At 70.1% G+C, this 12,144-nt stretch carries 7 protein-coding genes and 1 pseudogene; 6 read left to right on the forward strand and 2 right to left on the reverse strand.

Annotated features, from left to right (window positions below; all coding sequences use genetic code 11):
- Window positions 1-575: 575 nt before the first annotated feature.
- A complete protein-coding gene (locus P3T39_RS07490) occupies window positions 576-1,493 on the forward strand; it encodes an HAD-IB family hydrolase (RefSeq protein ID WP_280696558.1) in 918 nt (305 codons plus the stop codon).
- A 503-nt stretch (window positions 1,494-1,996) separates the two neighbouring features.
- Here the strand turns inward: P3T39_RS07490 and P3T39_RS07495 are convergent.
- Complete coding sequence (locus P3T39_RS07495) at window positions 1,997-2,923, reverse strand: Fic family protein (RefSeq protein WP_280696559.1); 927 nt, start codon at window positions 2,921-2,923, stop codon at window positions 1,997-1,999.
- 193 nt (window positions 2,924-3,116) lie between these two features.
- On the opposite strand from P3T39_RS07495, the gene P3T39_RS07500 reads away from it, so the two are divergent.
- Together P3T39_RS07500 and P3T39_RS07505 are read left to right on the forward strand one after the other, a co-directional pair.
- The gene (locus P3T39_RS07500; protein WP_280696560.1) at window positions 3,117-4,115 is read left to right on the forward strand and encodes an ATP-binding protein; all 999 of its coding nucleotides are present in this window, start codon (window positions 3,117-3,119) and stop codon (window positions 4,113-4,115) included.
- 318 nt (window positions 4,116-4,433) lie between these two features.
- A complete protein-coding gene (locus P3T39_RS07505; protein WP_280696561.1) occupies window positions 4,434-6,773 on the forward strand; it encodes a SulP family inorganic anion transporter in 2,340 nt (779 codons plus the stop codon).
- Between the two features lie 116 nt (window positions 6,774-6,889).
- On the opposite strand, the gene P3T39_RS07510 is transcribed toward P3T39_RS07505, so the two are convergent.
- On the reverse strand, window positions 6,890-7,354 hold the full coding sequence (locus P3T39_RS07510) for a hypothetical protein (RefSeq protein ID WP_280696562.1): 465 nt from the start codon (window positions 7,352-7,354) through the stop codon (window positions 6,890-6,892).
- Window positions 7,355-7,805: 451 nt separating this feature from the next.
- On the opposite strand from P3T39_RS07510, the gene acs reads away from it, so the two are divergent.
- The 3 genes and pseudogenes from acs to P3T39_RS07525 form a co-directional block, all read left to right on the forward strand.
- Window positions 7,806-9,791 carry an acetate--CoA ligase gene (acs, locus tag P3T39_RS07515; RefSeq protein ID WP_280696563.1) on the forward strand — a complete coding sequence of 662 codons (1,986 nt, stop codon included), beginning with the start codon at window positions 7,806-7,808 and terminating at the stop codon, window positions 9,789-9,791.
- 333 nt (window positions 9,792-10,124) lie between these two features.
- Window positions 10,125-11,492: a sensor histidine kinase gene (locus tag P3T39_RS07520; protein ID WP_280696564.1), complete on the forward strand. Its 1,368-nt coding sequence runs from the start codon at window positions 10,125-10,127 to the stop codon at window positions 11,490-11,492.
- A 44-nt stretch (window positions 11,493-11,536) separates the two neighbouring features.
- Window positions 11,537-12,091, forward strand: a pseudogene (locus P3T39_RS07525) (response regulator transcription factor); the annotation flags it as partial.
- Window positions 12,092-12,144 lie beyond the last annotated feature (53 nt).

A 12,144-nucleotide genomic window follows, 5' to 3' on the forward strand; every position in this document is an offset into this window, starting at 1 on the left:
GCCTCCCCGAGTGAGGAGATGGCAGCTGCCCGGACACCACGGTGACCGGCCCGACCGAATCCGTCAGCCCCCTTCCGATTGCCTGTGGATAAGTCGGGGCTGTGGATAACTTTGTTCACTCGCGCGGGGGGCTAATGGTCAAAGAATTGACACCAACGAGGCTGCGGAGAAGAGCGAGAACACTGTGGCCGCCACCGGGACGAGATCCACAGTCAGGGGGCGGAGCGTGTCTCACAGGCCAAGATCCGATAGATACGGAGAGTGACGATCCGGCCTCGGTGGGCCGCGTCCTCAGGCCGCTGCCGCCCTACCCGCCACTCGTCGGTGCGCCGCCTCTGGGAGGCGCAAAAACCCCGGAAAATGGCCCCGGACGTGCGACGACCCCCGCCGGGGGGGAGAGCGGGGGTCGTCTATCCACGGCCCGACTCGGGGGGGAGGAGCCGGACCGGGTTAGCACGGTCGCGAACGATCCGTGACTTCCATGGTGTACCCGAGCGGCCAGAAACACAAACCCGCACGCCCACGAGTACGCCGAATGGCGGGGTGTTTTGCCCGGCCCTCTATCCTCGGATCCCGTGGACACCACCGAGAACGCCGACATCGCCGAGCACGGCGGGAACTCCGCGCACCGTTCCGCTCCGGACGCCGCCGAACCGGTACCCGCAGTCGTCCCACGGCGACAGTACGGGGCGGTACGAACCGCCGCTTTCTTCGACCTCGACAAGACGATCATCGCCAAGTCGAGCGCCCTGGCGTTCAGCCGTCCGTTCTACCAGGGCGGCCTGATCAACCGTCGAGCCGTACTGAAGAGCGCGTATGCGCAGTTCGTCTTCCTGGCCGGCGGCGCCGATCACGACCAGATGGAGAAGATGCGCGAGTACCTCTCCGCACTCACCCGAGGCTGGAACGTCCAGCAGGTCCGCGAGATCGTCGCCGAGACCCTGCACGGACTGATCGACCCGATCATCTACGACGAGGCCGCCTCCCTCATCGAGCGGCACCACGCGGCCGGCCGGGATGTGGTGATCGTCAGCAGCTCCGGCTCCGAGGTGGTGGAGCCGATCGGCGCCCTGCTCGGCGCGGACCATGTGATCGCCACGCGGCTGAAGATCGAGGACGGCCGGTACACCGGCGAGATCGAGTACTACGCCTACGCCGAGAACAAGGCGGCGGCGATCCGCGAGCTGGCCGAGGCGGAGGGCTACGACCTCGCCAACTGCTTTGCGTACAGCGACTCGGTGACCGATCTGCCGCTGCTGGAGGCAGTTGGCCACCCATCAGCGGTCAACCCGGACCGCGCCCTGCGCAAGGAGGCGCTGGCCCGCGACTGGCCGGTCCTGGTCTTCGACCGCCCGGTCGAACTCAGGCGCCGGCTCCCGGACTTCGCCGCACCCAGCCGTTCGGTACTGCTGGCCGTCGCGGCCGGCACCGCGCTGCTGACCGCAGGGGCGGTCTGGTACGCGGCGGCCAAGCGGCGGCGCCCGGTGGCCTGAACCGACCAGACGGAACTCGGGCGCACCGGGTCGAGATCGCCTCCCCCGGCCGCCGCAGGCCCGACTTGGGCTCTCCAATCAATCAGGACGAACCGGACAAAAGGTAAAGACTTCTCGTTTCGGGTTCCGCTTTTCGCCAAACCGCGATAGAAATGAGTTACGGCCCGCGAGACCCGGTCAGGACCCAGAGGGGTCATTCCGACAACGCAGTTCAGGCCACACGGACCGCGTACAGATAACTGAGCACCCACATGCAGCCGACCCGCTGTCGGGCCGCCGCACCAGGTGAACGGGCAGGATCCCCGCCTGATGGGCACTTTCGGTGCATGCTTGGTAACCCGGTACCTGTACCAGCGGCGGCACCCAGCGGTATCAGGTGCCGCCGCAACTCCGTGCCTGCGAACGACGACTCCGCGCGCGAAGCGTCTACATCGTTCCCAGACCCGGGATTCGGCCCCGAGGTTCGCCTCCGAGTTCGGCTCCGGGATCCGGTCCGAGTGCGCTCAGACCATGCCGCGCTGCATCGCCTCGCAGACCGCCGTGCTCTCCCGCACCCCAAGCCGGAGCGCCTGACCGCAGTGGGCGATCCAGGCGGCCATGCCGTCGGCGGTGCCACCGAGGTAGGCCTGCAGGGCAGTTCGGTACGCCGCCGTACCCAGCTCCGCGAAACCGACCTCGGCCGGGCAGATCGCCTTGGGGTCGAGCCCCTCCGCGATCAGCACGATGCGCTGCGCGGCCCGGGCGATCACACCGTTGTGCGAGGCGAACGGGCGCAGCGCGAGCAGTTCACCGTGCACCACCGCAGCCACCACCAGCGCAGGGGTGCCGCTCGCCGTGCCCTCGGCGCGGGCCACCAGCAGCTGGGAGAGCTGGTCGAGACGGGCCGCGACCTCATCGGCCGACGGCGCGGCCGGGAGCCCCGCCGGGGTGGCCGAAGGCTCCGCTGGGGCGGACGTCTCCAGCCCCACGCCCTGCACCTCGGGCCCCACGCCCTGCGCGGCCTTCAGCTCCAGCGGGAAGAGCTCGGCGACTTCCTCCCCCTGGCGCCGGGGCCGGCCGGCCGAGTCGTCCGCATCCCCGACCGCCAGCAGGTGCAGTCGGGCCAGGACCTGGAGCGGGGAGTGCCGCCAGATGCTCAGCAGCTGCCCCGCCTCTGCGGAGATCCGCAGCGCTCCGCCGACCGTACGCGCCTCGGCGTCGGCGCCGAAGTCACTGCGGCGGCGCACCTCTTCGAGCGGCCAGTCGGCCCCGTCCAGGGCGGCGGAGGCGCGGGCCCCGCGCAGAGCGGCTTCCGAAGTCACCTCGGGAGCGCGTCGGCGCATCACGCGGTGTCCGTACAGCCGGTCCACGGCCTTGCGCACCTCGGCGACGGCCTCGGGCACCCCGGGGAGCTCTGCCAGCGGGGCGAGGGGATCTGTTCCAGTGGTCACCTACCCGAGAGTAATGAACCACCTGCACATACCGGAACGGCAACCCCGGCATCACCCGTTTGAGGCAATCCTCGATTCCCGCCCCCGTGTCCCCCCAAACCACCGATAGCATGAGCGCTATCGGTGACGATAACGGTTTCCAACAACTTTTCGGCGGCACATCGGCACGCCAGAGCGAGAGTCGGGGTCTCAGATGAAGATCGCCTTCGTCGGCAAGGGCGGCAGCGGCAAGACCACGTTGTCGGCCCTGTTCATCCGCCACCTGGCTGCCACCGGGCGCCCGGTCATCGCCGTCGATGCCGACATCAATCAACACCTCGGCACCACCCTCGGGCTGACCGACGATCAGACCGCGCTGCTGCCGACGCTCGGCGAACACCTCCCGCAGATCAAGGAGTACCTGCGCGGCAACAACCCGCGCATCGGCTCCGCCGAGGAGATGATCAAGACCACGCCGCCCGGCCGAGGCTCCCGCCTGCTGCGGATCGTCGAGGAGAACCCGCTGTACGCGGCCTGCGCCCGGCCGGTCGCGCTCGACGAAGGCTCCGTCCGACTGCTGGCCACCGGCGCCTTCGCCGAGGAGGACTTGGGCGTCGCCTGCTACCACTCCAAGGTCGGCGCCGTCGAGCTGCTGCTGAACCACCTGGTCGACGGGCCCGACGAGTACGTGGTCACCGATATGACGGCCGGCTCGGACTCCTTCGCCTCCGGTCTGTTCACCCGCTTCGACCTGACCTTCCTGGTGGCCGAACCGACCCGCAAGGGCATTTCGGTGTACCGCCAGTACAAGGACTACGCGCGCGACTTCGGCGTGGCACTGCGTGTCGTCGGCAACAAGGTGCAGGGACCCGAGGACCTCGCCTTCCTGCAACGCGAGGTGGGCGACGACCTGTTGGCCGCCTTCGGCCAGTCCACCTGGGTGCGTCGGCTCGAACAGGGCGCCGGACCGGCGCTCAAGACCCTGGAGCCGGCCAACCGCGCGGTACTTGCCGAGCTCAAGTCACAGGCGGACGCGGCCTTCGAGCTCCGCGACCCGCAGCGGTACACCCAGCAGGCCGTCCACTTCCACCTCCGCAACGCGGAGAGCTGGGGCAACACGAAGCTCGGCATCGACCTCGCCACACAGGTCGACGATGGATTCGTGCTCGGCTCCGAGTGCGACGCCGATCAGTTGGACGCCGCCCGCGCCTGACCGCCGACAGCTAGCAGCACGGAGGCCGACGACCTTGCCGGGGCGTCGGCCTCCGTGCTGCTCAGTGCGCATTCCCACCCGGCGCGACTACCACCCATAGGGATGAACCCAGGGCCATACCCTTCCGCCCGATTTTACCCTGTGCGAGGATCCCATTACTCTCAGTTTACCGATTCTTGATGGTCCATGGGCCGCTCGCCACACTCCCCGCTGCGCCCAAGCCATCCCGCCACACCGTCGCAACCCACGACAGCCGATCCGACCCCCTAGCCCACCGCCGGACCTGACTGCGTTCGTTCCCCGGAAAGACGGGAAGACATGACCCTCGACATCTCCAGCGCACCCATCGCCTCCGACACCACCGACAACGCACCTCCACAGGCCACCGCCGAGCACGTTCCAGGGCGGCAGGCGGTGCTCCTCCACGACCTCACAGCCTCACTGGTGGTCTTTCTGGTCGCCGTGCCCTTCTCGCTCGGCATCGCCCTGGCCACCGGCGCGCCGCTCACCTCAGGGTTGGTGGCCGCCGCCGTCGGCGGGCTGGTGGTCGGCCTCCTGGGCGGCACACCCCTCCAGGTCAGCGGCCCCTCGGCTGCGCTGACCGTGATCACTGCCGGGCTGATCACGCAGTTCGGCTGGCAGGTCGCCTGCGCCGTCACACTGGTCGCAGGGCTGCTTCAACTGCTGCTCGGCTCGCTACGGGTGGCCCGCGCCGCGCTCGCCGTCTCACCCGCGATCGTGCACGGGATGCTGGCGGGCGTCGGCCTGACCATCGCCATCGCCCAGCTGCATGTGGTGCTCGGCGGCTCGCCACAGAGTTCCGCACTGACCAATCTCCTGGCGCTCCCCGGCCAGCTCTCCGGCCCGCACCTCCCCGCGCTCGCGGTGGGAGCCGTCGCCATCGCGATCCTCTGCGGCTGGCCGAGGCTCGGTCGGCTCAGCGGCTCGGCGGGCAGGGTGGGCGGGCTGCTGGCCAGAGTGCCCGCCGCGCTGGTGGCCGTCGCCGCCGCCACCTGGCTCTCCATCGGCCTCGGTCTCAGCCTCGCCCGGGTCGAGCTGCCCGCCTGGAGTCAGCACGACCTGGCCTCGGCCCCCAGTCTCACCGTGCTCGGCCAGCACTGGTCCATCCTGTTCGCCGCTGTGCTGACGGTGACGGCCGTGGCGAGCGTGGAGTCGCTGCTCTCCGCCGTCGCGGTGGACCGGATGGCCCACGGCTCCAGCGACCTCAACCGCGAGCTCCGCGGGCAGGGCGCCGCCAATGTGCTGAGCGGGCTGCTCGGCGGCCTTCCGGTGGCCGGCGGCGCCGTCCGCAGCACCGCCAACATCCGTGCCGGAGCAGCCACTCGGTGGTCCGCGGTCCTGCACGGACTCTGGGTCACCCTGGCCGCCCTCACCCTGGTCGGCGGGCTACGCCGGATCCCGTTGGCCGCGCTGGCTGCGCTCGTCCTGGTGATCGGCATCCAGATGGTGAGCTTCGCGCACATCCGGCGGGTGCACCGGCACCGGGAGTTCCCCGTCTATCTGGTCACCGTACTGGGAGTGGTCCTGCTGGGCGTCCCGCTCGGTGTGCTGATGGGCGGCTCCGTAGCCGTCCTGCTCGCTCTGTGTCGGCTGACCCGCGCCCATGTCGATGTGTCGGCCGAACCCGACGGTTCGTACCTGGTAAGCACCCACGGCCCGCTCACCTTCGCCGCCGTGCCCCGGCTGAGCCGAGCCCTCGCCCTGATCCCGTCCGGCGCGCGAGTGACGGTGGCCCACGACGGCTCGTTCCTCGACCACGCGGCCTACGAGCAGGTACACAGCTGGCGTGCCGGGCATCAGGCCGGTGGCGGCCGGGTCGCTGTCCTGACGGAACGCCATGACGACGAGGTGCTGGATCCGGACGGCACCGTCCGCTCCGGCAGCTCTTCGGGTCCGCATCGCTGCCGGGCCTGGACACCGTGGGGCGGCCACCACTGCATCGAGCAGAGCGACGAGGACCCGCACGTTCGACTGCTCGACGGTGTACGCGGATTCCAGCAGCACACCGCGCCTCTGGTCCGCCACGAACTGGCCCGGCTGGCCCGCGAGGGCCAGACGCCCTCGCAGCTCTTCCTGACCTGCGCCGACTCCCGCCTGGTCACCAGCATGATCACCAACAGCGGCCCCGGTGATCTGTTCACCGTAAGGAATGTCGGCAACCTCGTCCCGGCGCCGTACGAGCCCGGGGCCACCGACGACTCGGTGGCGGCGGCGGTGCAGTACGCCGTCGAGGTGCTGGAGGTCCGCAGCATCACCGTCTGCGGGCACTCCGGCTGCGGCGCCATGAAGGCCCTGCTGGACGGTGTCCATGAGCGTCCCGGGCCGCCGACGCCGCTCGCCCGCTGGCTGCGCAACGGGCGCGGGTCGCTGGCCAGGCTGAAGCGCGCGCCCGCCGAGTTCGCCGGCCGGCCGGTGGTCGATCTCGCCGAGCAGCTCTGCATCACCAACGTGGTCCAGCAGTTGGACCAGTTGCTGGCGAACCCGGCGGTGGAGCGTCGGGTCAATACGGGCTCCCTGCGGCTGGTGGGCATGTACTTCGACTTCGCCACCGCCCAGGCGTACGTCTTGGACCGGGAGAAGGGCCGGTTCGTATCCGTGTCGGAGGAAGAGCACGACGAACGGCCAGTGGCAGCCTGACGTCGCGCGCTCCGGCGCCTGCCGGGCCCGGTCGGGCAGGACCGGGCCCGGCCATCCGGGGGCCACCGCTGTGGGAGAGGCCCACCGGCTCGGAGCGAGGGGGTTCTGGTCGGGATTCAGGGGTGCAGGAGTTTGGCCAGGTCTGCCGGTGTGACGTACCCCGGCCAGCGGCTGTCGGTGAAGAGCTGGATGCCGGCGTCCCGGTAGCACTGGTCGACGAGTTGGGAGCAGATCATGTGCCGACTGCTCGCCACATAGGCCTTGATCAGTAGACCGACGGGAAGATGGAGGTGGTGCGCGGCGAGCGCGAAGTAGTCGGCCGCGCTGTAGCGCACGCCGATGTAGCCGCGGGCCGCCGCGACGACGGCCCGCCGTTGTTCGTCGCTGAGGGGGAAGCGGCTGGTCGACCAGCGGATCGGTCGGCCGTCGTAGGCGGCGAGGGGCCCGAGTCGGGCTCCCCCGGGTTCGGCCTCCACCAACTCGCCGTCGCCGACGTAGATGAAGGCGTGCTCGAAGTCGGCGAAGCCGCCACCGTTGAGCCACTGTCCGATCCGTATCAGGCGGCCGACCTGGCCACTCATCCGGACAACGGCGAAGTCCCCGGGCAGGGGCGGCAGTAGGGCAGAGTGGGCGGAGGCAGCAGGAGTCGTAGGAGTTCCGGGCATGGCTCAACCCCCGGGCAGAAGCGGTGCGTTGAGGTGCGGGCCCGCACGTGGCGGCAGCGGGCCCGTACCGTCAGTGGAGTACCGGCCGGACGACCCGTCAAGACTTCCCGTCGCAGAATCCCGCCGATTCCCGCAGAATCCCACCGATGCACCCGTACCTGCCGACACCTACGCAAACGTGCGACAGGGCGGGTTCACCGAAGCGCGACACGGTCACGACCAGGTGGCACGTGGGGGCGGACTCGGCGGATCGCAATCCAAAGGTCTACACCAATTGACGGGAGCCTCTTGTCAACATGGCGGTTCGCCTGGTGAGCTGTGCGCTGGGACACACGGGACAATCCCTCCGCACGGGATCACCCGGCACATGAAACTCGATGAGGAGTGCGCGTTGAGCAACGAGAGCCTGGCCAACCTGCTCAAGGAGGAGCGCCGCTTCGCGCCGCCTGCGGAGGTCGCCGCTTCCGCCAACGTCGGCGCGACCGCGTACGCGCAGGCCTCCGAGGACCGGCTCGGTTTCTGGGCCGAGCAGGCCCGCCGCCTCGACTGGGCCGTGGAGCCCACCGAAACCCTGGACTGGACGAACCCACCCTTCGCCAAGTGGTTCGCCGACGGCAAGCTCAACGTGGCGTACAACTGCGTCGACCGCCACGTCGAGGCCGGGAACGGCGACCGCGTCGCGATCCACTTCGAGGGCGAGCCGGGCGACAGCCGCTCGATCACCTACACCCAGCTCAAGGACGAGGTCTCGCAGGCCGCCAACGCCCTGCTGGAGCTCGGCGTGGCCAAGGGCGACCGAGTCGCCATCTACCTGCCGATGATCGCCGAGGCGGTCGTGGCAATGCTCGCCTGTGCCCGGATCGGTGCCACCCACTCGGTGGTCTTCGGCGGCTTCTCCTCCGACGCCGTCGCCTCCCGGATCCAGGACGCCGACGCCAAACTGGTCGTCACCGCCGACGGCGGCTACCGCCGTGGCAAGGCCACCTCGCTGAAGCCCGCCATCGACGAGGCGCTCACCCGCTGCCCGCAGGTCGAGCACGTGCTGGTGGTCCGCCGCACCGGCCAGGAGGTCTCCTGGACCGAGGGCCGGGACGTCTGGTGGCACGAGATCACCGGACGCCAGGCCACCGAGCACGCGCCCGAGGCACACGACGCCGAGCACCCGCTGTTCATCCTCTACACCTCGGGCACCACGGGTAAGCCCAAGGGCATTCTGCACACCTCGGGCGGCTACCTCACCCAGGCCAGCTACACCCACCACGCGGTCTTCGACCTCAAGCCGGAGACCGACGTCTACTGGTGCACCGCCGACATCGGCTGGGTCACCGGCCACTCGTACATCGCGTACGGCCCGCTCTCCAACGGCGCGACCCAGGTCATCTACGAGGGCACCCCGGACAGCCCGCACCAGGGCCGGTTCTGGGAGATCGTCCAGAAGTACGGCGTCACCATCCTCTACACCGCTCCCACCGCGATCCGCACCTTCATGAAGTGGGGCGACGACATCCCGGCGAAGTTCGACCTGTCGAGCCTGCGCGTCCTGGGCAGCGTCGGCGAGCCGATCAACCCCGAGGCCTGGGTCTGGTACCGCGAGCACATCGGTGCCGGCAAGACCCCGATCGTGGACACCTGGTGGCAGACCGAGACCGGCGCCATCATGATCAGCCCACTGCCGGGCGTCACCGAGACCAAGCCGGGCTCCGCGCAGCGCGCGCTGCCCGGCATCGCGGCCACCGTGGTCGACGACGAGGCCCGCGAGGTGCCCAACGGCTCCGGCGGCTACCTGGTGCTCACCGAGCCGTGGCCGTCCATGCTGCGCACCATCTGGGGCGACGACCAGCGCTACGTCGACACCTACTGGTCGCGCTTCCAGGGCCGCTACTTCGCCGGTGACGGCGCGAAGAAGGACGAGGACGGCGACATCTGGCTGCTCGGCCGGGTGGACGACGTGATGTTGGTCTCCGGCCACAACATCTCGACCACCGAGGTCGAGTCGGCACTGGTCGGCCACCCGGCCGTCGCCGAGTCCGCGGTCGTCGGCGCGAGCGACGCCACCACCGGGCAGGCGATCGTCGCCTTCGTCATCCTGCGCGGCACCGCAACCGACAGCGAGGAGCTGATCGCCGAGCTGCGCAACCACGTCGGCAAGACGCTCGGCCCGATCGCCAAGCCCAAGCAGATCAAGGTAGTCAGCGAGCTGCCGAAGACCCGCTCCGGCAAGATCATGCGGCGCCTGCTCCGCGACATCGCCGAGGGCCGCGAGGTCGGCGACACGACCACGCTGGCCGACTCCTCGGTGATGAACCTGATCCAGTCCCAACTGCCCCACGCCGGTGCGGGCAGCGAGAACTGATCGACGGCTGGTGGGGGCGCCGAGCAATGCCCCCCACCAGCCCCACCCCTGCCCGGTCGGCCCGCCAGTCGGCGAGCCGACCGGGCACGTTGTACGGCGTCCGGTCGCGGTCGAACGCCCGGGTCGGTGCTGGCCCCACCCCCGCGGACGGGTGGCAGCTCCCTCGTCCGGGGTCCCCGCCGGGCGGCACCGTTGTCCCATGCCCAGGACAGCCGGAACACCCGAGAGTCGTACGCCCCTCACCGACTCCACCCCTGCCTCGCCCACTCGGCCCGCGATCGCGGCCCTCTGCTTCAGCGTCCGCACGGCCCTGATCGGGTTTCAGGAAGCGGAATGTGCGACGGCACCATGGGCATAGGCATCATGGGCAGAGTGGACGAGACCCATCGCATCGGTGCAGCTGAAAGCCCAGGAGGCCGGTCTGCGTCGGGCAGCTCCATCATCGGGCGATTCCTGCGGGAGCCGTTCACGGCGCGTGCCTGGCGCGAGCTGCTGTACTCGCTGCTGAGCCTCCCGCTGGCGCTGCTCGGCCTGGTCGCGGTGGTGCTGACCATCCTGTTCGGGCTGCTGATCACGCCACTGCTGGCACTCCTGCTGAGTCTCGACCGCTCCTTCGGCGTTCTGCACCGCCGACTGTCCCGGCGGCTGTTGCGGCTGGAGATCGCGACCCCGCCGCGCCCGCCGCGCTCACCCGGTCTCTCCGGCCTCCTCGGGTACCACCTCGGGGACTCGGCGGCCTGGCGGTCCGTCGCCTACCTGGCGCTGCGGGGGCTGCTGGGCCCGGTGCAGTTCGTACTCGGATTCGCCTGGTGGACGTACGGGGTGCTGTTCCTCGCCTACCCGGTGCTGTGGAAGCTGGAGCCACTGCGGAAGACGGATTCGCACGGCGTCAGGCACACCTTCGGGTTCGAGGTGAACGGCTTCTACTTCGACACCTGGCCGCGCGCGCTGGCGGTCAGTGCGGTCGGGGTGCTGCTGCTGCTCCTCGCCCCTTGGCTGGCCCGGGGGCCGCTGGCGCTCGATCGGCTGCTGCTCCCCCGGCTGCTCGGGCCGAGTCGGACCGCACTGCGGCTGGCCCAGCTGGTCGAGACCCGCGAACACGCCATCAACGAAGCCGCAGCCACCCTGCGCCGTATCGAGCGCGATCTGCACGACGGGGCGCAGGCCAGGCTGGTGGCACTCGGAATGCGTCTCGGGCGGGCGGAGAGCCGGCTGGCCAAGGGGGACGCCGTCAAGGCACAGGAGTTGCTCAAGGAGTCCCGGGCGGAGACCAAGGAGATCATCCAGGAGCTGCGCGAGCTGGTCCGGGGCATCCATCCGCCCGCCCTCGACTCCGGTCTGGGGCCGGCACTCAGCACGCTGGCCGCGCGATCGGCGATCCCGGCCACCGTACGGGTCGAGTCCGCGGAGCGGCCGCCTGCCTCGGTCGAGACGATGCTGTACTTCGCCGCCGCCGAACTGCTGGCCAACGCGGGCAAGCACAGCGGCGCCGAGCGGATAGCGATCTCGGTGCTCGGCCACGGGGACGGCCTGCGCCTGCTGGTCACGGACGACGGACGAGGCGGTGCCCGGCTGGACGGCACCGGGAGCGGCCTGCGCGGGCTGGCCGAACGAGTACGTACTGCGGACGGCATCGTGACGGTGGACAGCCCGCCGGGCGGACCGACCACGGTGACAGTCGATCTTCCCGGCAGACTGTGACGGCAACAGTGCGCCGGATCACGATGATCTGACGAGACGGCAGGGCGGCCGTGACCGAGTACCAGCCCGACGTCGTCGTCTCCGACATCCGGATGCCGCCCACCCACACGGACGAGGGGCTGCGCGCGGCGATCGAACTGCGAGCCGCCCAGCCGGACCTGGCGGTGCTGATCTTCTCCCAGTACGTGGAGACGGAGTACGCGGCCCGACTGCTGGCGGGCGGTTCGGCGGGGGTCGGCTATCTGCTCAAGGAGCGGGTGCTGGACACCCAGGACTTCGTGGACGCGCTGGAGCGGGTGTCAGGTGGCGGCACCGCGCTCGACCCCGAGGTGGTGACCCAGCTGGTCGGGGCGAGCCCGAGCCGCCGAGCCGTGGACAGGCTCAGCCCGCGCGAACGCGAGGTGCTCGGGCTGATGGCGGAGGGGCGGTCGAATGCGGCGATCGCCGCGCAGCTGGTGGTGACCGAGCGGGCGGTCGAGAAGCATGTGGCGAACATCTTCCTGAAGCTGGACCTGCCCGTCTCCTCCGCCGATCACCGCCGGGTGCTGGCCGTTCTGCGCTACCTCGGCACTGAGAACCGGGCCCCGAGGCCAGGGTGAGCCGACGAGTGCCCTCCTGACAGTGGCGGACAAAGGTCAGGGCATAGGTCAGA

This window comes from Kitasatospora sp. GP82 (assembly GCF_029892105.1).
Taxonomy (GTDB): Bacteria; Actinomycetota; Actinomycetes; order Streptomycetales; family Streptomycetaceae; genus Kitasatospora.